The organism is Stenotrophomonas sp. TWI1151 (assembly GCF_039673135.1).
Classification (GTDB): Bacteria; Pseudomonadota; Gammaproteobacteria; order Xanthomonadales; family Xanthomonadaceae; genus Stenotrophomonas.
Genome location: NZ_JBDJLA010000005.1, coordinates 113,787 through 134,932, shown reverse-complemented (window position 1 = coordinate 134,932; position 21,146 = coordinate 113,787). Strand labels below are relative to the sequence as shown.

Sequence of the window (21,146 nt, the reverse complement as noted above, 5' to 3'; positions counted from 1 at the left end):
TGCCGGCCGCTGGCGGGTATCACCCTTCCAGTGCCTGCAGATACGTCCGCCGCCAATGGTTGATGTCGTAGGTGCGCAGGTGCTCCATCATCGCCTGCCAGCGCTCCACGCGCTTTTTCAGCGGCATCGTCGCCGCCGTGGCGATCGCATCGGCGACGCCATCCAGGTCATGCGGATTGACCAGCAGCGCCTGCTTCAATTCATCGGCGGCACCGGCCAGCAGTGACAGCACCAGCACGCCCGGGTTCTCGGGGTCCTGCGAGGCGACGTACTCCTTGGCGACCAGGTTCATGCCGTCGCGCAGCGGCGTGACCAGGCCCACCGCGGCTGCCCGGTAGAAGCCGGTCAGCGTGGCATGGGTGAAGTTCTGGTTGACGTAGCGCAGCGGGGTCCAGTCCGGTGCGGCATGCCCGCCGTTGATGTGCCCGGCGATCTGTTCGAGCTGGCTGCGCAGCTGGCGGTACTCGGTGACATCCCCGCGCGAGACCGGGGCGATCTGCAGGTAGGTCAACGAGCCGTGCTGGTCCGGATGACGCTCCAGATACCGCTCGAACCCCTGGAAACGTTCGGGCAGGCCCTTGGAGTAGTCCAGCCGGTCCACGCCGATCGCCAGCTGACGATTGCGCAGGCTGCCGCGCAGGTCCTTGACGGCGGGTTTGTTCGCCCCCGCTTTGGCCTGGCGGGCGATGAATTCGGTATCGATACCGATCGGGAAGGCCGCAGCGCGGAAACGCCGGCCGCCGGGTGCTTCCAGCTCACCGTCAGGCAGCACGCGGCCACCACCGAACAGGCGCACGTAGGACTGGAAGCGGTCCGCATCGCGCTGGGTCTGGAAGCCGACCAGATCGTAGGCGTACAGGCTGGAGAACAAACGCAGGTGATCCGGCAGCGCCTGCAGCAGATCGGCCGAGGGCATCGGCACGTGCAGGAAGAAGCCGATCCGGCAGCCGATGCCGCGCTCGCGCAGCAGCGAGGCCAGCGGGATCAGGTGATAGTCGTGGATCCAGACGATGTCGTCCTCGCGCAGCAGCGGCGCAAGCTTCTCGGCGAACAGCGCGTTGACCCGGCGATACGTTTCGCGCGTGGCGCGATCGTAGTCGACCAGGTCCAGCCGGAAGTGCAGCAGCGGCCACAGCGTGCGGTTGGCGAAGCCGTTGTAGTAGCCATCCACGTCGCGCTTGTTGAGGTCCATGGTGACGTAGCGGATGTCACCGTCCACCTGCTCGTGCAGCGTGCCGCTGTTGTCGCGGGTGGATTTCCCGCTCCAGCCGAACCACAGGCCGCCACGCTCCTTGAGCGCGGCCAGCAGGCCGACTGCCAGGCCGCCGGCGCGGGATTCACCGGGAACGGCGACCCGGTTGGACACGACGACCAGGCGGCTCATGATGCCTCCTGCCAGCTGCGCGACAGGCGCATGGCGGCAGTGATCAGGCCCACGTGCGAATAGGTCTGCGGGAAATTGCCCCAGGCCTCGCCGCTGTCGAACGCAAGATCCTCGGACAGCAGGCCCAGGTGATTGCGGCGTTCCAGCAGCATCTCGAACATCTCGCGTGCTTCGTCCAGACGACCGATCGCGGCGAGCGCATCGATGTACCAGAACGTGCAGATGGTGAAGCTGGTTTCCGGCTCGCCGAAATCATCCGGCGCGACGTAGCGATACAGCGCGTTGCCGTGCTTGAGATCGCGGCCGATCGCCTCGACCGTGGCGACGAAGCGCGCATCGGTGGCGTCGATGAAGCCGATATCGGCCAGCAGCAGCAACGAGGCATCCAGGCGATGGCCGCCGAAGGTATCGGTGAAGTGGCCGAGTGCTTCGCTCCACGAGTCGCGCATGATGCGGGCATGGATGATGTCGGCGCGCTCGCGCCAATAGGTGGCGCGGTCATCCAGTTTCAAGCGCACGGCGATCTTGCACAGGCGGTCACACGCGGCCCAGCACATCGCACTGGTGTAGGTGTGCACTTCGGTGCGGCCGCGGAATTCCCACAGCCCGGCATCGGGCACGTCGTGCAGGGTGAAGGCCTGCTCGCCGAGCGGCTCCAGCCGCGCGAAGGTGTGCGCATCGCCCGGGTCCTGCAGGCGGCGATCGAAGAACAGCTGGGTGGAGGCGAGCACCACGCTGCCGTAGACATCGTGCTGGCGCTGCACCCAGGCCAGGTTGCCCCGCCGCACCGGGCCCATGCCGCGATAGCCGGAGAGCGACGCGACTTCGGTTTCCTCCAGCTTGGCCTCGAAGCTGATGCCATACAGCGGTTGCAGGCTGCCATCGGCCGTGGCCAGGTTGAAGATGTAGCCCAGGAACTGCTCCATCGTGCGGGTCGCACCGAGACGGTTGAGCGTACGCACCACGAAGGCGGCATCGCGCAACCAGCAGTAGCGGTAATCCCAGTTGCGGATGCTGCCGGGTGCTTCCGGAATGGAGGTGGTCATCGCGGCGATGATGGCGCCGCTGTCCTCGTACTGGCACAGCTTCAGCGTGATCGCGCTGCGGATCACCGCATCCTGCCACTCCAGCGGGATCGACAGATAGCGCACCCATTCGCGCCAATAGTCACGCGTGCGCTGGAAGGATTCCTGCACGTAGCCACTGAGCGAACGGTTGAGCGATTCGTCCACCCCGAGCACCAGATGCACCGGGTGGTTCAGCACGAACGGCAGGCCATCGCGGACGAAACGCAGCGGCACATCGGTGGTCAGGCGCAGCACGTGGTCGGGAAGCACCCAGCGGATGTGGTTGCTGCCCCACGTGGCATCCGGGACGCGGGCGCCCCAGTCGGCCAGTGGACGCGCGCGCACGATGATGCGCGGGTTGCCGGACAGCGGCCGCACCTGGCGGATCAGGCTGACCGGTCGGTAGAAGCGGTCGTTCTGACGCCAGCGCGGCGCGAAATCGATGATTTCCAACGCACCACCGTGCTTGTCGCGCAGCACGGTGCGCAGGATGGCGGTGTTGGTCAGGTAGCTCTGTTCGCTGTCGACCATGTCCTCCAGCTCGATGCCGAAGTCACCGCCGTCCTGTTGATTGGGGCCGAGCAGGGCGCAGAAGGTCGGGTCGCCGTCGAAGGTCGGCAGGCAGCTCCAGACGACGCGCGCGTGCTTGTCGATCAGCGCGCCGAAGCTGCCATTGCCGACCACGCCCAGATTCAGATCGGGTTCGCTCATGATGCAGGAAGTCTCGTGTCATGCCGCGGCGGCACACCGGTGGGGGAGACCTGCGCGCGGCGTCAGGGGGCCTTGGGGTCAAGGCATCAGTAGGCATTCTCGCGAAGCCAGGCGTGCACGCTGCGTATCGTCGGCAGCGCGAACACCGCATCGCTGGGCTCGCGCGCACCGACCAGCACGCTCCAGCCATGCAGGTCGTTGGCCGCGCCGAAGCCGAATTCGTCGGTGAGGTCATCGCCGACGAACACCGGCATGCGATCGCGGAACGGCGGCTGCAGCATCAGCTGCCGCATCGCACGGCCCTTGTCGCTGCCTTCGGGGAGAAACTCGATGACATGGTCACCGGGCTGCAGCCGGTAGCCGCCATGGCCACGGATATGCCGTTCGGCGAAGGCGCGCACGTCGTTGGCGGCGTGCGGGGCACCGCGCCAGTGCAGGGCCAGGCTGCGGCCTTTGTCCTCCACCAGTACGCCGGGATAGCCATGCGCGAAACGCATCGCCTGCTGGTGCAGGGCATGCAGCCACTCGCTGGTATCGGCAGAAGGATCGCTGCTCTGCGCGCGCTGCTCATGGTTGCGCAGCTCGTGGCCGTGCAGGCCGGCCGCAGGCAGGCTCAAAGGGGCGAAAAGTTTGTCCAGTTGCGCCAGCGGGCGCCCGCTGATCAGCGCGACCGCGCCATCCAGCCGGTCGCTGATGCGCCCGATCGCTTCACGCACATCGGGCAGCAGCGCGACCGACTCGGGGTCGTCCGCGAATTCGATAAGGGTGCCATCCACGTCCAGGAACAGCGCACAGGCATCGTCCAGCAGCGGCGGCGGCGGACGTTGGGGGAAGTCGTTGGCCATGTTGACCAACATGCCAGCGTGGATGTGATCGCCAGGTCATGGCATCACGCACACGTCCTCCCCATTCACCACCGGTAGAGCCGACCGTTGGTCGGCTGCACCCCTCCGGTAGAGCCGACCGTTGGTCGGCTGCCCCATCAGAACGTATACCGCACGCGCCCGTAGTAATACGCGCCATTGCTGCCGATCGGTGACAGCACGTCGTACGGCAGGTTACCGAAGTAGTAGATGTCGTCGTTGGACAGATCCGAGTAGTTGTCGGTCAGGTTCTGCCCACCCACCGCCACGCTCCACTGCGGGGTGATCTTGTACTCCACTTCGGCATCCAGCTGCCACTCGGCGCCGTAGGTCTGGCGCGGGATGTAGCCATCGCCGAAGTTGAACACACGGGTCACGCTGCCATAGCGGCTCAGACGGCTGGTCAACGACCAATGATCGTCGGCCCAGCTGGCGGCCAGGGCAGCGCGGGTGCGCGGGGTGGCATCGGTCAGCGTATTGGTTTCTTCCACGCCGAACAGCACGTAGTCCGGATCCAGCGCGAGCAGGCCCGGCGGCGTGGCGAGCACGTTCTTCAGCGTGGTCTTGGTATAGGCATAGGTGCCGGTCAGCACCAGTTCGCCGCCACCCAGCGACTGCCGCCAGTTGCTCACCAGTTCCGCACCGCGGGTGCGGGTATCGGCGGCGTTGACGAAGAAGCTGGCGCTCTGCAGGCCGGCCACGCCGAACTGCTGCTGCACGTAGTCGGTCAACGCATCACCGGTGATGCTCTCCGACAGCGCGATGCGGTCATCGATGTCGATCTGGAAGAAGTCCAGCGAGACATCGAAGTGGTCGCCGATGCGGCTGGTGAAGCCCAGGCTGGTGTTGAGCGACTTCTCCGGCTTCAGATCGGTGGCACCCAGGCCACGCGCGATCGGATTGTTGACCGACAGCACGCGGCCCTGCACCAGCTGGCCGGCGGCGTTGTAGCCGGTGGAGGTGGATTCGTAGCCGATCTGCGCCAGCGACGGGGCACGGAAGTTGTTGGAGATCGCACCGCGCAGCGCGAAGGCCGGGGTGAATTCATAGCGCAGACCGAGCTTGCCGGTGAGCTCACCGCCGAAGTCATCGCTGTGCTCGTAGCGCGCCGCCAGATCGCTGGAGAAATGCTCGCCGAACTGGCTGGAGAGGCTGGCGTAGGCGCTGGCGACATCGCGCGACAGCGAGGTCGCATCCTGCGGGGTCAGGCCGCCACCGGCCTGTGAGCCGGTCGGGCGATCCGTGAACGGGCCGGCAGCATAGCTGCTCGGGTCACCGGGGCGGGTTTGGTAATGGTCGCGGCGCGCTTCCAGGCCCAGGCCCAGGCTGTGGGTGATGCTGTCGCCCTGCGAGAACACGCGGCCGAGGTCGAAGTTCGCCACCGTCAGCTCGTTGCGGTAATCACCGGTCTTGAAGCGGGTCGGGCTGGTCGGGCCCAGCGAGGCGTTGAGCGAGTTGCGCAGGCGGTAGGTGAACGTGTTGACGCCGTAATCCAGGCTCGCGTCGTAGTTCCACTCGCCCCACTGGCCCTTCGCGCCGGCCACGACCTGCACGTCGCGGTTCTCGCCTTCGGAGATCGGGCGGTAGCCGTTGGGGTAGATCTGCGCCCAGTTGGCGTCGCTGTCCGGGTAGCGGAAGTAGTTCGCGCCTTCGCTGTCGCGCTGGTTGAAGGTGGCGAAGCTGTAGAAGGTGGAGGTCTCACCGAACGGCAGCTGCGCGTTGTACCAGGCGTTCAGATCCTTGGTCTTGCCATCGCCGAGCACGTAGTTGCGCTTGCCCTGCAGGGCCAGGTTGGTCGGGGTCTGGTCCCACGGCGGAATCTGGTCGAAGCCGGCGCGGTTGGTGCCCTCGTGATTCTTCAGCTCCAGGCCGACCCGCAGGAAGCCGCCGTTGTCACCCAGCGCGGTGCCGACCTTGGCGCTGGCGTAGCTGGTCTGGCCATCGGTGAGGGTGCGGTCGATCGGCTTGAGATCGGTGTGGTTGGCGCCGAAGCTGGCTTCGAACGCGCCACCTTCCGGAGCGTCATCCAGGATCACGTTGATCACGCCGGCCACCGCATCCGAGCCATACAGCGCGCCGGCGCCATCGCGCAGCACCTCGATGCGCTTGATCGCGCTGACCGGGATCGCGTTGAAGTCGACCGGGGTGGTGCCCTTGCCGATCTTGCTGTCGGTGTTGACCAGCGCGCTGCTGTGGCGGCGCTTGCCGTTGACCAGCACCAGCACCTGGTCGGGCGAGAGCCCGCGCAGCTGGGCGGCGCGGATGTGGTCGGCACCGCCCGAGTTGGACTGGCGCGGGAAGTTGAACGAGGGCAGCAGCGCCTGCAGCGCGCTGCCCAGTTCGCCATTGACCACACCGGCCTTGCGGATGTCCTCGGCGGTGAGCACGTCCACCGGCGAGGTGGATTCCAGCACGGTCCGGTCCACGGCGCGGGTGCCGGTGACGATCACGGTGTCCAGCGTTTTGGCGGTGTTCGGCGCGTCCTGCGCAAGTACGTCCTGGGCCAGCAGGGGGGAGGAGAGGACGAGCGCGATGGCAAGGCCAAGGCGCGACGCGGACGGACGGGACATGCGGACTCCAGCAGAACGACGAGGGGGAGGAACGGGGGAGGGGGGGGGGCTGGCGTTGCGACCCATGGCCGGCACTACCAATCCATCCGGATGAAGCGATATATTATCTTCGCGTGATGTCCCTGTGTGATGCAAGTCCCATCGGGGTGGTTATCAGCAGATAGCCGTTGGCGATCTGCGCCGGACCCGGATGTCCGGCACGCTCCTTCCCCTGCCTGTCCCTGTGTTTCCGGAGAGTTGTCCATGTCGTTCCGCGCCATTCTGTTTGCCCTGGTCCTGGCCACCAGCGGCTGTGCCACTGCCGCCCCTGCCGCCAAGCCGACCCCGCCCGCCACCGCCACGGCCACCCTGCAGGGCGACGCCGCGCGCCCGGATGCCGCCGCCGGCTGGGTCCGCAGCGAGCTGTACTTCGGCGTGGGCGAAGAAACCGGCGTGGCCGACCGCCCGCAGACCGAGGGCATCAGTGACGCGCAGTGGCGCGCCTTCCTCGACAAGGACGTCACGCCGCGCTTCCCGGACGGCCTGACCGTGTTCGACGCCTACGGCCAGTGGCTGTTCCGCGGTGCGCCCGAGCCGAATCGCCTGCGCACCAAGGTGCTGGTGGTCCTGCACGAGAACACCCCGCAGCGCCGCGCCGATATCGAAGCGATCCGGCTGGCGTGGAAGCAGGCGACCGGGCACCAATCGGTGCTGTGGGCACAGCAGGCGGTTGAAGTATCGTTCTGAGCCAGGGCGCCGCGGTGGCGCTGCACGGAGCGATGATGAAACACAGGGATGCGATGCTGGCCGCGGTGGTGATGGGCCTGGCGGCAACGTGCGCGCACGCGCAGGATGCCGACCAAGCCCGGCTTCAGCTGGAGATGGCCGCCGGCGTGCAGGCGCAGGCGACGCTGCAGGACGGCGGCGGCATCGCTGTCGTGCTGGCACCGTCGGGCAAGCGTCAGGTGCTGCCGGGCGTGGCCGATGCGGATGGCAACGTGCGCCTGTCGGCGGAGGACGTCGATTTCGATGGCCACCCGGAGCTGGTGGCGCGTGCCTCGGTCGGCATGGTCAACGAAGCGGTGGCGGTGTATCGCTTTGATCCGGCGCGACAGCAGCTGGTCGCATTGGAGCCGATCTCCACAGAAGGCGCGCAATGCGGTGGCCTGATGGGCCTGACCGTGGATGCAACGACGCGCACCCTGAGCAGCAGCTGCCGCGGTGGCCCGATGTGGTACGTGGACCAGTACCGCTACGACGGTGCGCGCCTGTATCTGTACCGCGCCGAGCGCCTGCTGATGCTCGACGATGTGCTCGAGCCTTACGTGTTCATCAAGCAGACCGCCGACAGCGGTCCGCTGGCGGTCTGGAGCACCTTTGATCCTGACGGCAACGTGCTGGAGACCGCCATCGGCGATGGTCTGGAGACGCCGCGTGCCGGGTCGCCGCTGCGGCGCATTTCCGGTCATGTGATGGTGGCGCGGCTGCCCCTGTACAGCCAGCCCGGTGATGCCACGACCCAGCGGTATCTGGTACGCGATGACCGCGTGGAACTGCTTGATGAGCGCGATGGCTGGGTGCAGGTGCGTTATGACAATCCCACGCGGGGCGCGGTGCTGGGCTGGGTGAACACGCAGCCGTGATCGGGCGCTGCCACGGGTAAACCTACATGAGTGTCACTTGCCCGGGACTAGGCTGACCCTTCCCCCTCGTCGTGGAAGCATGTCATGAGCAAGCGCGTTGCCGAGATCGTGGTTGAAACCCTGCAGGCCGCTGGTGTCCGTCACTGTTACGGCATCGTCGGCGATACCCTCAACTACGTCACCGATGCCATCCACCACAGCGAGATCGAGTGGGTGCACATGCGGCATGAGGAAGTGGCCGCATTTGCCGCCGGTGCCGAGTCGTTGATCAGCGGGCAGCTCACCGCCTGCGCCGGTTCGTGCGGCCCCGGTGGCCTGCATTTCATCAACGGCGTGTTCGAGACCAACCGCAACCGCGCACCGATGGTGTTGATCGCCAGCCAGGTGGTCACCGCCGAACTGGGTATGGAGTTCCCGCAGGAAGTCGATTTCAAGGCGGTGTATGGCAGCTGCAGTGTGTTCTGCGAACAGGTACAGAGCGCCGAGCAGGCGCGCCGCGTAGTGACCCTTGCCTGCCAGGCGGCCATCAGCCGCCGCGGGGTGGCGGTGGTGATTCTGCCCGCCGACATCAGCGAAGCCGAGGTCAAGCACGATGTGCCGTTCTCGGTGCACTACACCCAGCCGGTGTTGCGCCCCTCGGACGACGAACTGCAGCGCATCGCCGCGCTGATCGGCGAGGGCAAGCGGATCGGCATCTACGCCGGCGCTGGCTGCGAGCATGCGCACGATGCGCTGGTCGCCCTCGGCGCCCGGCTCAAGGCGCCGATCGCGCATACCTCGCGCGCGAAGGATTTCGTGGAGTACGACAACCCGTACAACATGGGCATGACCGGCATCTTCGGCATCGAATCCGGGTATCACACGCTGATGGCCTGCGACACGCTGCTGCTGCTCGGTGCGGACTTCGCGTGGGGCCAGTACTACCCGGACAAGGCCACGCTGATCCAGGTGGATCGCGATGGCAGCCATCTTGGCCGCCGTCACCCGGTGAACCTGGGCGTGGTGGGCGATATCGGCCCGACCCTGGAGGCGCTGCTGCCGTTGCTGCCCGAGCGCGAGGACCGCAGCTTCCTGGACGAATGCCAGGAGCACCGCGAAAAGGCGCTGGCCACGCGGGCCAAGGAAGAGCAGCCGGGCGAGGGTGAGCTGATCCACCCGCAGCACCTGACGGCACTGATCGACCGGCATGCCGCCGACGATGCCTTGTTCACCGCTGACGGCGGCTCGCCGATGGTCTGGATCCTGCGCCATATCCGCGTCAATGGTCGCCGCCGCACGCTGACCAGCCTGCTGCACGGCACGATGGCCAACGCGATGCCGCAGGCGCTGGGCCTGCAGAAGGCCTACCCGGGCCGGCAGGTGATCTCGCTGTCCGGTGATGGTGGCCTGGCGATGCTGCTCGGCGACCTGCTCACCGCTGTGCAGGAAAACCTGCCGATCAAGGTGGTGGTCTACAACAACAGCTCGCTGAACTTCGTGGAGCTGGAGCAGAAGGTCGAAGGCCTGCTGGACAACTACACCGACCTGAAGAACCCCGATTTCGGCCGGCTGGCCGAGGTGATCGGCTTCTACGGGCGCACGGTCACGCGCTCGGAAGACCTGGAGCAGGCCGTGCAGGACATCCTGGCCCATCCCGGCCCGGCGCTGCTGGACGTGCACACCAGCCCGACCGAACTGGTGATGCCGCCGCAGGTGGAAGCCAAGCAGGTGGCCGGTACTGCCCTGTACGCCGCCAAGGCGCTGCTGAGCGGGCGGGTCGGGGATGTGCGGGACCTGCTGGCCAACAACTTCCTCAACAAGCCCTGATCCTCACGCCATCGGGTAGTGCCGGCCGCTGGCCGGCTCCCGCCATTGCATGGAGCATCCCGAGGGAGCCGGCCAGCGGCCGGCACTACCGCACGGTGACGCGTTCCATCGGCGGACGTTTCCCGGCGTTCCATTCATGCGCCTGTTACTGGGGGCGGGGAGGCCCTACCATCGGCTACCCCCTCCCCACGGCCGCCCTGCGCATGTCCGCCACTGCTCCCGTCCCCACCGGACGCCCCCGCTGGTTCGTTGCCGGCGATCTCAACGGCTTCTTCGGCCTGGTGGTCGACAATCTGTCGATCCTCGGCTTCATCGCGATGGCGCTGGTCGGCATCTTCCAGTTCCCGGCCGATGTGGTGTTCGGCCGCATGTTCCCGGGCACCGCCTTCGGCGTGCTGGTCGGCAACGTGCTCTACACCTGGATGGCCCGGCGCCTGGCGGCGCGCACCGGCCGTGACGATGTCACCGCGATGCCGCTCGGCCTGGATGCGCCGACCAGCATCGGCATGGCGCTGCTGGTGCTCGGCCCGGCCTTCCTCGCCTTCAAAGGGCAGGGCTTGGCACCGCACGATGCCGCCATCGCCACCTGGCAGCTGGGCATGGCCTCGCTGGTGATCATGGGCGTGCTGAAGGTGATCCTGTCGTTCTTCGGCGAAGCGGTCACCCGCGCGCTGCCGCGTGCCTCGCTGCTCGGCTCCATCGCCGGTATCGCGATCGTGCTGATGGGCTTTCTGCCGCTGCTGGAAACGCTGCGCTCGCCGATCGTCGGCTTCGTCACGCTGGGCCTGCTGCTGTACGTGCTGATCGCCAAGCGCACGCTGCCGATCCGCGCCCCCGGCGTGCTGGTCGCGTTCGTGTTCGGCACGATCCTGTATTACGGCCTCGGGCTTGCCGGGCTGGGCGCACCGGGCTTCAAGGTGCCCGAGTGGGTGCCGCCGCAGGTGGTGCTGCCGTGGCCGACGCTGGGCTTCATCGACGGCCTGCCGACCGCGATCATCTACCTGCCGCTGCTGCTGCCGTTCGGCCTGCTGATGGTGGTGGGCGGCATCAACGTCTCGGAGAGTGCGCGCGCGGCCGGTGACGATTACCGCACCCGCGACATCCTGCTGGTGGAAGCCATCGCCACGCTGGTGGCCGGCTTCTGCGGCGGTGTGGCGCAGACCACGCCGTACATCGGCCAGCCGGCCTACAAGCACATGGGCGCCCGCAGCGGCTACACGCTGCTGACGGGCCTGTTCGTCGGCATCGGCGGCATGCTGGGCGTGATCTCCGGGCTGGTGCAGTGGCTGCCGCTGGCCGTGCTGGCCCCGATCATCGTGTACGTGGCGATCGACATCACCACCCAGGCCTTCCAGGCCACGCCGCGCGAGCACGCCGGCGCGATGGTGCTGGGCTTCCTGCCCTCGGTGGCGTACCTGCTGGCGATCAAGGCCCCGGGCTGGATCGCACCGGAACAGCTGGCGGCGATGACCTCCACCCTGGACGGGCATGGCCTGCCGGAGCTGGCGGTGATCTTCACCCTGGGCAATGGCTTCATCATCACCTCGATGCTGTGGATCGCGGCGGTGGTGGCGATGATCGACGGGAAGCTGCTGCGCGCCTCCGGATTTCTGCTGGTGGCTGCGGCGCTGACGCTGTTCGGCCTGATCCACTCGGTGGACCCGCGCGGTGGCGTCTACCTGCCGTGGCAGTTGGAAGGACTGCCGAAGATCATCAGCTGGCAGTTCACCGGCGCCTATGTGGCGCTGGCCGGGTTGCTGGCGCTGTTGTCGCTGCAGAAGCAGCCTGCGGAGCGGACGTAACGCCCCGGTAGGGCCGGCCGCTGGCCGGCTGCTTTTCCTTGCGCTCACGACCCACGGTCGTGAGCTACCGAATGGGCCGGTCCGCTGCGGAGCCGGCCAGCGGCCGGCACTACCTGCTCACGACCAAACCTGCGCTCACGACCAACGGTCGTGAGCTACCGGGTGGCAACGGTCGTGAGCTACCGGTGGAGGCGGGCCGGCGAGGGATCACGCTTCGCCATCCAGCTCGGGGTAGTGCCGGAAGATGCCGTTGGTGTTGAACGCCAGGCGCCGTTCGGAGGCGAGATAGGCGGCGATGTTGGGCCGGGTTTCCACCCGGTCCTTCAATGCACGCAGGTGTGGCAGCGTCGGCCACAGCGCCTGCATGCGGCGCGGGAACATGTACTCCAGCCCGCTCAGCAGCTGGAACAGGGCGAGATCCACGTAGGAATGCTCCCGCAGCGGGTGCCGCCCACCGTTGTGCTTGAGCACGTTCTCGAAATAGCCCAGGAACTTGGGCATGCGCTCGCCGCGCATCGACGCGGCGCGCGCGTTGGCTTCGTGCTTCTGATCCTCGTAGTACGCCGACATCGCGATCGGATGGTGGGTGTCGTGGACCTCGGCGACCAGATCGGCGATGGTCAATTGCAGCTGGAGTGCCTGCTGCCGCCGTGAGCTGGCATCCGGGACGAGGCCGAGTTCCGGGCCCAGGTGGTCCAGGATCGCGCCGACCTGGGCGATCACCTGCCGGCCGGTACGCAGAAACGGGGGAGCGAATGGCTGCAGGCCTTCAACCTTGCCCTGCAGGTACGGCTGCATTACCGCATCGCCATGGACGCGCGCCATATCGGTGTAGCCCGCGCCGGCATCCTCCAGTGCCAGCCGCACGAACTCGCCGCGGCCCTGGATGCCGGTCCAGTAATACAGTTCGTAATGCATGCCGCCACTCCGTATGGAACCGGCCTCCAGCATGGCCCGTGCTGCCGAAAGCAGGCGTGAGCGCAGCGTGGTTCCCGTGCTAGGGTCGAGCGGAGATGTTGATGGGAGTACGCGATGCGGAAGTGGGTCCTGGGCATGTGCGTGGCAGTGTTGCCCGCCACGGTGACGGCCGATCCGGTGGCACTGCACGATGGGTTCGGCTACAGCGATGCGGTGCTGCGTGCGGAACTGACCACGTTGCGTGAGATGAGCGGCGCATCCGGTCCACGCCGGCACCTCGGTGCAGCGGGCTACCATCGTGTCCGTGGCGAGCTGGCCGCTTCCAACCGTGCCGCACGCCAGTGCCTGGATGAAACCCGCGATGCACCGCCCGCGCTGCAGGGGCTGGCGTTCCTGTGCGAATCCACCCTCGCGGGCAATGCGCTGATCGAGGGTGATATCGCTGGATGGGCGCGCCTGATGCTGCGCGTGCGCGAGGACTACCAGCGCACCATCGTGCCGATGCTCCGGGCCGGCGATGAAGTACCCGATGTCACCCGGCCGGTGTTTGCGTCCTTCACCACATGGCCGCGCAGCGCGCTGCCCGCAGCCGAGCGGGCGCAGGACGTGGCGGTGCCGATCCAGTTCAGCAATGAGCTGCCCTCGGTCACCCTCACGCTGCACGGCACGCGCGAGGGCAGGCCGGTCGCCCACGAGGCCGCTTTCATCGTCGATACCGGGGCCCCGCGCTCGCACATCAGCCGCGCGCTGGCCGAGTCGCTCGGCCTGGCGGTCACCGAGGGCTTCGTGGTGTCGCGCATCGTCGAGGGCGATATCCAGCAGGCTGGCCTGGTGGCACCGATCGATATCGAGGTGGGGGGGCAGCGGGTGCGTGATGTGTCGTTCAACAGCGAGGCGGCGCGCGAGCTCAACCTGATCGGCCTGGACGTGCTGCGCGCGCTGGGACGGATCACCCTCTCGCGTGAAACGCTGACGCTGCTGGGCGCACGGACACCGGCAGCGTGCACGCGGCGGACGGTCTTCACCTCCTCGCTGTGGGGGCCCTTCCAGCAGGTCCGCTTTCCGATCCGGGGCCGCGAGAACAACCTGATGCTGGTCGATACGGGCTTCCATGGGGCCTTCCAGATGCGTGGTGCGCCGCGCTCGTCGGTGCCGGCCGCCGCGATCCAGCGCAGGAACGTGATCACCACGCGCGGTGCGGAGGACATCGAGTACGCGCCCGCCAGCACGCCACTGCAGGTCACCGATACGTTGAGCGACATTGCCGTGGATATCGCGTTCCAGCCACCGGATCTGTTCCCGTCGTCGTGGCGGATCGGCTACGGCGTCACCGGGGGCTACACCGTGGCACTGGACCTGCCCGCCGCGCTCGGCTGCCTGGTCCCGCAGCCGGCCGAACCATCGCTTCTGGCCCGTCCACCGACGGCCTGACGAACCCTGAATCGGCATCTCATCCACCCTTGAAACACGCCCCCGTAACCGCATTTCAGGGACAGTGCTGGCACGGCCAGCCCCGTTTACATCGAGGACAAGAACATGCGGATGGACAAGCTCACCTCGCGTTTCCAGCAGGCGCTGGCCGACGCGCAGTCGTTGGCCGTGGGCCGCGACCACAACATCATCGAACCGGTGCACGTGTTCAGCGCGCTGCTGGACCAGCAGGGCGGCAGCACGCGCCCGCTGCTGGCCCAGGCCGGCGTCAACGTGCCGGTATTGCGCGAACGCTTGAATGAAACCCTGGAGGCCCTGCCCAAGGTCTCCGGGCAGGAAGGCAACCTGTCGATCGGCAACGATCTGAACCGGCTGCTCAACAACACCGACAAGCTGGCCCAGCAGCACGGCGATGCCTTCATCGCCAGCGAGTGGTTCGTGCTGGCTGCGGTGGACGATGGCGGCACCCTGGGCATGGCGCTGCGCGCCGCCGGTGCCGACAAGAAGAAGATCGAGACCGCGATCGACAAGGTCCGCGGCGGCGAGACCGTGCAGTCGGAAAACGCCGAAGACCAGCGCCAGGCGCTGGAGAAGTACACCATCGACCTGACCGCGCGGGCCGAGAGCGGCAAGCTGGATCCGGTGATCGGCCGCGATGAGGAAATCCGTCGCACCATCCAGGTCCTGCAGCGCCGCACCAAGAACAACCCGGTGCTGATCGGCGAACCCGGCGTGGGCAAGACCGCCATCGTGGAAGGCCTGGCCCAGCGCATCATCAACGACGAAGTGCCCGAAGGCCTGCGTGGCAAGCGCGTGCTCTCGCTGGACATGGGCGCGCTGATCGCCGGCGCCAAGTTCCGCGGTGAGTTCGAAGAGCGCCTCAAGGGCGTGCTCAACGACCTGGCCAAGAGCGAAGGGCAGGTGATCCTGTTCATCGACGAGCTGCACACCATGGTCGGTGCGGGCAAGGCCGATGGCGCGATGGACGCCGGCAACATGCTCAAGCCGGCGCTCGCGCGTGGTGAACTGCACTGCGTCGGTGCGACCACCCTGGACGAATACCGCAAGTACATCGAAAAGGATGCTGCGCTGGAGCGCCGCTTCCAGAAGGTGCTGGTCGGCGAGCCGAGCGTGGAAGACACCATCGCGATCCTGCGCGGGCTGAAGGAAAAGTACGCCGTGCACCATGGCGTGGAAATCACCGACCCGGCGATCGTCGCGGCGGCCACGCTCTCGCACCGTTACATCGCCGACCGCCAGCTGCCCGACAAGGCCATCGACCTGATGGACGAGGCCGCCTCGCGCATCCGCATGGAGATCGACTCCAAGCCGGAAGAGCTGGACCGCCTGGAACGGCGCCTGATCCAGCTCAAGATCCAGCGTGAAATGCTCAAGAAGGAAAAGGACGATGCCTCCCGGCAGCGCCTGGTCGATCTTGAAAACGACATCGATACGCTGGAGCGCGAGTTCTCCGACCTCAACGAAATCTGGAAGTCGGAGAAGGCAACGCTGCAGGGCGCGACGCGGATCAAGGAACAGATCGAACAGGCCAAGCTGGAGCTGGAATCGGCGCAGCGCCGCCAGGATTTCGGCCGCATGAGCGAGATCCAGTACGGGCAGCTGCCGCAGCTGGAGAAGCAGCTCGCGGCCGCGCAGGAAGTGGAAACCAGCGAGTTCAAGCTGGTGCAGGATCGGGTCACCGCCGAAGAAATCGCCGAAGTGGTCTCGCGTTGGACCGGCATCCCGGTCAATCGCATGCTGGAAGGCGAGCGCGACAAGCTGCTGCGCATGGAAGACATGCTGCACAACCGCGTGGTTGGCCAGGAAGAGGCGATCAAGGTGGTCTCCGATGCGGTGCGGCGCTCGCGTGCGGGCCTGTCCGATCCGGATCGCCCGAGCGGCTCGTTCCTGTTCCTGGGGCCGACCGGCGTGGGCAAGACTGAACTGTGCAAGGCGCTGGCCGAATTCCTGTTCGACAGCAGCGACGCGATGATCCGCATCGATATGAGCGAGTTCATGGAGAAGCACAGCGTCGCGCGCCTGATCGGTGCGCCCCCGGGGTATGTGGGCTACGAAGAAGGCGGCTACCTCACCGAGGCGGTGCGCCGTCGCCCGTACTCGCTGATCCTGCTGGACGAAGTGGAGAAGGCGCATCCGGATGTGTTCAACATCCTGCTGCAGGTGCTCGACGACGGTCGCCTGACCGATGGCCAGGGCCGCACGGTGGACTTCCGCAACACCGTCATCGTGATGACCTCCAACCTGGGCTCGCACCAGATCCAGGACATGAGCAGCGATGACAGCCCGGAGGCCTACACGCAGATGAAGGCGGCGGTGATGGGGGTGGTGCAGGCGCACTTCCGCCCGGAATTCATCAACCGCCTGGACGACATCGTCGTGTTCCATCCGCTGGACAAGGTGCAGATCAAGCAGATCGCCCGCATCCAGATGCAGGGCCTGGAAAAGCGCCTGGCCGAGCGTGGCCTGCGTATCGAGGTCAGTGACGAGGCCTTCCAGCTGCTGGGCAACGTCGGTTTCGACCCGGTCTACGGCGCCCGCCCGCTCAAGCGTGCGATCCAGTCGCAGCTGGAGAACCCGCTGGCGCAGAAGATCCTCTCCGGCGAGTTCCTCAACGGCGATGTGATCCGGGTCGATGCGGGCGAAGGCAAGCTGGTGTTCGTGAAGGGCTGAGCCCCGCGCGCACCGGCGGCCTGATAACCGTTGGGCCTCACGCCATGCATGTTTGGCATGAACCCCCGCTTCGGCGGGGGTTTTTTGTTCGGTATCGTCGGCATTCACCTGGAGACGATGCGCTATGTCCGAACACGGCAGTCCCGAATCACAGTGGCGCGCGGAGACCATCGCGGTGCACGGCGGTTACCAGCCTGACCCCACCACCCGCGCGGTGGCGGTGCCGATCTACCAGACCGTGGCCTACGCCTTCGATGACACCCAGCATGGCGCGGACCTGTTCGATCTGAAGGTGCCGGGCAACATCTACACCCGCATCATGAACCCGACCACCGATGTGCTGGAGCAGCGCATCGCGGCGCTCGAAGGTGGCATCGGTGCGCTCGCACTGGCCTCGGGCCAGGCCGCGATCACCTACGCGATCCAGACCATCGCCGAGGCCGGCGACAACATCGTCTCGGCCAGTGCCCTGTACGGCGGCACCTACAACCTGTTCGCGCACACGCTGCCGCAGTTCGGGATCGACACGCGCTTTGCCGACTACCGCGATCCGCAGGCGTTCGGCGCGCTGATCGATGACCGCACCAAGGCCGTGTTCGTCGAATCCATCGGCAACCCGCGTGGCAACATCACCGACATCGAAGCGGTGGCGAAGATCGCGCATGCACATGGCGTGCCGCTGATCGTGGACAACACGGTGGCGACACCGTACCTGCAGCGCTCGTTCGATTTTGGCGCGGACATCGTCGTGCATTCGCTGACCAAGTACCTCGGGGGCCATGGCACCAGCCTGGGCGGGGCGATCGTGGATTCCGGGCGCTTCCCCTGGGCGGAGCACAAGCAGCGCTTCCGCCGCTTGAACGAGCCGGACGTGAGCTACCACGGCGTGGTCTACACCGACGCACTCGGGCCGGCCGCCTACATCGGCCGCGCGCGGGTGGTTCCGCTGCGCAATACCGGCGCGGCGATCTCACCGTTCAATTCCTTCCTGATCCTGCAGGGCATCGAGACGCTGGCACTGCGGCTGGACCGTATCAACGCCAACACCCTGGCGGTTGCCAGGCACCTGCAGGGCCATGCCAAGGTGGCGTGGGTCAACTACGCCGCGCTGCCCGACCACCCCGAGCATGCGCTGGTGCAGAAGTACCTGCGCGGCCACGGCTCCGGCGTGCTGACCTTTGGCCTGCCCGGTGGGCGCGCTGCCGGCGCGCGCTTCCTGGATGCACTGCAGCTGTTCACCCGCCTGGTGAACCTCGGGGATGCCAAATCCCTGGCCACGCATCCCGCCTCGACCACGCACCGGCAGCTGGATGCGGCCGAACTGGAGAAGGCGGGGGTCAGCGAAGACACCGTGCGTTTGTCGGTGGGCATCGAGCACATCGACGACCTGCTGGCGGATCTGGAGCAGGCGTTGGCCAAGGCGTAGTGGCAGGCCCCACGGCGGCCGGTGCGGGCCGGCCGCCGTGGGGGTCTTGCCATGGCGCCATGGAATTCTCCGCCATGGGGGTAGAGCCACGCAAAGCGTGGCTGCGCGGCGCCGGAAGAAGACGCAGCCACGCATGGCGTGGCTCTACCGGCAGGGTTAGGATCGGCTGACGATCCCCCAACTGCGCAAGATCGGCCACGCGCAGGGGCGCCGCACGGCGCACGCTGAGCGTCACCTCGAGAGGGAGCCCGCCATGCACCGCATTGCCCAGGTCCGCCAGCGCCACGGTATCGATCGTGTCATCGCCCATCTGCAGGCGTGCCTGCGCGCTGGCGATCCCTTGCCCGATCTGGAGGCACTGTCCGCGATCGCGCACCAGTCGCCGTTCCACTTCCATCGCCTGTACCGTGCGCTGACCGGTGAAACGCCCGGACGTACCGTGGCGCGCCTGCGCTTGCTGCAGGCGCTGACGCTGCTCGGCCAGGCCGAGAGCCGGGTGACCGAGGTCGCCTTGAACGTCGGCTATGAAAGCCCGCAGGCGCTGGCCCGTGCCTGTCGCCAGGCGCTGCATGCCACGCCGAGCACGTTGCGTGAGGATGCCGGGCTGCGCAGCCACTGGCAGCAGCGGCTGTCGCTGCCGGCGGGCGATCACGCGGACGGGACGGTGCCGTTGCAGGTCACGGTGACCACGCTGGAACCCTTCGATGTGGTGGCGCTGCGCAGGGAAGGGGCCTTCGATGATCTGGATCAGGCCTTCGGCGCGATCTTCACCTGGGCCGCGGAGCAGGGCTGGGCCGAACAGCTGCAGCAGTTGATCGGCATCGCACGGACGGACCACCGCGACGCGCCGGCGCAGGAATGCGTGTTCGATTGCGCCATGGGCTTCGGGCGCACGCCGCAGGCGCTACCGGCCCCGCTGCGTGCGCTGACGCTGGGTGGCGGCACGTATGCCGTGCTGCGCCATGTGGGCAGCTACGCGGGCCTGGAAGCGGCCACTGACGCCCTGCTACGCGACTGGCTGCCCGAGAGTGGCCACGCCCTGCGCGAGGCGGAGCTGTACTACCACTACCTGGATGATCCGGAAGAAGTGCCCGAGGCCATCCTCCGCGCGGATATCTGCGTGCCGGTCGCGTAGCGGCCCTCAGACCACCGGGATGCTGTGCTGCTGGCCCATCGTGCGGTACGGCGGGGTGGACATCACCATCTCGGCCAGCGAGTAGGCCAGTTCGCGCTCGGCCATCACCGTGCCATCGGCACCGTGGGCGAGCAGGTGCTTCACCTCGGCATCGCTGTGTGCACGCGCCAGCAGGGTCAGGCCGGGGTTGAGCGCGCGCAGCTTGGCCAGCGTTTCACCGGCTTCCAGCGGCTGCGGGATCGCCAGCACGGCGATCTTGGCGCGCTCGGGATGGGCTTCGGCCAGTACGCGGTCGGAGGCGGCACTGCCGCGGATACCGGGCAAGCCGGCCGCGTGCGCTTCGGCGACGTGTTCCTTGTTGTCGTCGATGATCATCACCGGCACCCCCCGGTCGCGCAGCACCTGCGCCAGCGCGCTGCCGACGCGGCCGTAGCCGATCACGATGGCATGGTCATGCAGGTCCAGCGATGGGCCCGGCGGCAATTCCGTCTCCACCGTGGTGGGGGCGGTTTCCTGATGCTTCAGCAGCCAGCGGTCGAGCAGGCCGAACACCAGCGGGTTGAGCATGATCGAGATCAGCGCACCGGCCAGCACCAGCGCCTGACCGGTGGGCGGCAGGATCCCCAGGGTCACGCCGAGCCCGGCGATGATGAAGGCGAATTCGCCGATCTGCGCCAGGCTGGCGGAAATCGTCAGCGCGGTACCGGTCGGATGGCCGAACGCGCGCACGATCACGAACGCAGCAGCCGATTTGCCGAACATGATGATCGCCGCCGTGGCCAGGACCTGCCACGGATGCTCGATCAGGATGGCCGGGTTGAACAGCATGCCGACCGAGACGAAGAACAGCACAGCGAACGCATCGCGCAGCGGCAGCGAATCATTGGCCGCCTTGTGGCTCAGTTCGGATTCGTTGAGCAGCATGCCGGCGAAGAACGCGCCGAGTGCGAACGACACGCCGAACAGCATCGCCGAGCCGAACGCCACGCCCAGTGCGATGGCCAGCACGGCCAGGGTGAACAGCTCGCGCGAACCGGTGCCGGCGATGCGCTCCAGGATCCACGGAATCACCCGGCGCCCGACCACCAGCATCACCGCCACGAACAGGCCCAGCTGCACGAAGGTCCAGCCGATGCTGGCCAGCACGCTGCCGACGGTATGGGTTTCATTGGCCGCATCGGGCCCGAACACGCCGGCCAGGACCGGCATCATCACCAGCGCCAGGACGCAGGCCAGGTCTTCCACGATCAGCCAGCCGATGGCGATCTTGCCGCGCGTGGTTTCCAGCAGGCGCCGTTCTTCCATCGCGCGCAGCAGCACCACGGTACTGGCGGTGGCCAGCGAGAAACCGAACACCACGCCATAGATCACCGGCCAGCCCATCAGCGCCGCCAGGCCCCAGCCGAGCACGGTGGCGACCAGGATCTGGCCGATCGCACCCGGGATGGCGATCGCTTTGACCTCCATCAGGTCTTTGAGCGAGAAATGCAGGCCGACGCCGAACATCAGCAGCATCACCCCGATCTCGGCCAGCTGGTTGGCCAGTGCCTGGTCGGCGACGAAGCCGGGGGTGAACGGACCTACGCAGATGCCTGCAATCAGATAACCGACCAGGGGAGACAAACGCAGCTTGTTGGCCAGCGCGCCGAAAATGAAGGCGAGCCCAAGGCCAACGGCAACGATGTTGATCAGGTCGGTGTCATGGTGCATCGGGGCTCGC

14 protein-coding genes are annotated in these 21,146 nt (G+C 67.1%); 8 read left to right on the top strand and 6 right to left on the bottom strand.

Annotated features, from left to right (window positions below; translation table 11 throughout):
* Positions 1 to 19: 19 nt before the first annotated feature.
* The 4 genes from otsA to ABE422_RS08635 all read right to left on the bottom strand — a co-directional run bounded on the left by otsA (position 20) and on the right by ABE422_RS08635 (position 6,595).
* The gene (gene otsA, locus ABE422_RS08650; RefSeq protein WP_313213011.1) at positions 20 to 1,384 is read right to left on the bottom strand and encodes an alpha,alpha-trehalose-phosphate synthase (UDP-forming); all 1,365 of its coding nucleotides are present in this window, start codon (positions 1,382 to 1,384) and stop codon (positions 20 to 22) included.
* Positions 1,381 to 3,162: a glycoside hydrolase family 15 protein gene (locus ABE422_RS08645; RefSeq protein ID WP_313213013.1), complete on the bottom strand. Its 1,782-nt coding sequence runs from the start codon at positions 3,160 to 3,162 to the stop codon at positions 1,381 to 1,383. The genes otsA and ABE422_RS08645 overlap by 4 nt, the downstream gene beginning before the upstream one ends.
* A gap of 86 nt (positions 3,163 to 3,248) precedes the next feature.
* Positions 3,249 to 4,007 carry a trehalose-phosphatase gene (gene otsB / locus ABE422_RS08640; RefSeq protein WP_088433909.1) on the bottom strand — a complete coding sequence of 253 codons (759 nt, stop codon included), beginning with the start codon at positions 4,005 to 4,007 and terminating at the stop codon, positions 3,249 to 3,251.
* Positions 4,008 to 4,144: 137 nt separating this feature from the next.
* Positions 4,145 to 6,595 (bottom strand): TonB-dependent receptor, encoded by a 2,451-nt coding sequence (locus ABE422_RS08635; RefSeq protein WP_346482813.1) that lies wholly within the window; start codon positions 6,593 to 6,595, stop codon positions 4,145 to 4,147.
* Between the two features lie 243 nt (positions 6,596 to 6,838).
* Between ABE422_RS08635 and ABE422_RS08630 the strand changes: the two genes are divergently transcribed.
* The 4 genes from ABE422_RS08630 (at position 6,839) to ABE422_RS08615 (ending at position 11,825) form a co-directional block, all read left to right on the top strand.
* Positions 6,839 to 7,321, top strand: coding sequence for a DUF3574 domain-containing protein (locus ABE422_RS08630; RefSeq protein ID WP_313212528.1), 483 nt, complete (start codon positions 6,839 to 6,841; stop codon positions 7,319 to 7,321).
* A gap of 35 nt (positions 7,322 to 7,356) precedes the next feature.
* Positions 7,357 to 8,217 (top strand): SH3 domain-containing protein, encoded by an 861-nt coding sequence (locus ABE422_RS08625; protein WP_346482812.1) that lies wholly within the window; start codon positions 7,357 to 7,359, stop codon positions 8,215 to 8,217.
* 84 nt (positions 8,218 to 8,301) lie between these two features.
* Positions 8,302 to 10,023: a thiamine pyrophosphate-dependent enzyme gene (locus ABE422_RS08620; protein ID WP_313212526.1), complete on the top strand. Its 1,722-nt coding sequence runs from the start codon at positions 8,302 to 8,304 to the stop codon at positions 10,021 to 10,023.
* A gap of 203 nt (positions 10,024 to 10,226) precedes the next feature.
* The gene (locus tag ABE422_RS08615; RefSeq protein ID WP_346482811.1) at positions 10,227 to 11,825 is read left to right on the top strand and encodes a hypothetical protein; all 1,599 of its coding nucleotides are present in this window, start codon (positions 10,227 to 10,229) and stop codon (positions 11,823 to 11,825) included.
* Positions 11,826 to 12,032: 207 nt separating this feature from the next.
* Here ABE422_RS08615 and ABE422_RS08610 read toward each other — a convergent pair whose 3' ends face one another.
* Positions 12,033 to 12,743 carry a glutathione S-transferase gene (locus tag ABE422_RS08610; RefSeq protein ID WP_313212524.1) on the bottom strand — a complete coding sequence of 237 codons (711 nt, stop codon included), beginning with the start codon at positions 12,741 to 12,743 and terminating at the stop codon, positions 12,033 to 12,035.
* Between the two features lie 114 nt (positions 12,744 to 12,857).
* On the opposite strand from ABE422_RS08610, the gene ABE422_RS08605 reads away from it, so the two are divergent.
* From ABE422_RS08605 to ABE422_RS08590, 4 genes are all read left to right on the top strand, one after another.
* Positions 12,858 to 14,174, top strand: a complete 1,317-nt coding sequence (locus ABE422_RS08605) for a retropepsin-like aspartic protease (protein ID WP_346482810.1) — start codon at positions 12,858 to 12,860, stop codon at positions 14,172 to 14,174.
* Between the two features lie 105 nt (positions 14,175 to 14,279).
* Positions 14,280 to 16,865 (top strand): ATP-dependent chaperone ClpB, encoded by a 2,586-nt coding sequence (gene clpB / locus ABE422_RS08600; RefSeq protein WP_346482809.1) that lies wholly within the window; start codon positions 14,280 to 14,282, stop codon positions 16,863 to 16,865.
* Between the two features lie 124 nt (positions 16,866 to 16,989).
* On the top strand, positions 16,990 to 18,291 hold the full coding sequence (locus ABE422_RS08595) for an aminotransferase class I/II-fold pyridoxal phosphate-dependent enzyme (protein ID WP_346466637.1): 1,302 nt from the start codon (positions 16,990 to 16,992) through the stop codon (positions 18,289 to 18,291).
* Between the two features lie 253 nt (positions 18,292 to 18,544).
* Complete coding sequence (locus ABE422_RS08590; protein WP_346482808.1) at positions 18,545 to 19,426, top strand: AraC family transcriptional regulator; 882 nt, start codon at positions 18,545 to 18,547, stop codon at positions 19,424 to 19,426.
* Positions 19,427 to 19,432: 6 nt separating this feature from the next.
* Here the strand turns inward: ABE422_RS08590 and ybaL are convergent, their stop codons facing one another.
* The gene (ybaL, locus tag ABE422_RS08585) at positions 19,433 to 21,136 is read right to left on the bottom strand and encodes a YbaL family putative K(+) efflux transporter (protein ID WP_346482807.1); all 1,704 of its coding nucleotides are present in this window, start codon (positions 21,134 to 21,136) and stop codon (positions 19,433 to 19,435) included.
* Between the last annotated feature and the right edge of the window lie 10 nt (positions 21,137 to 21,146).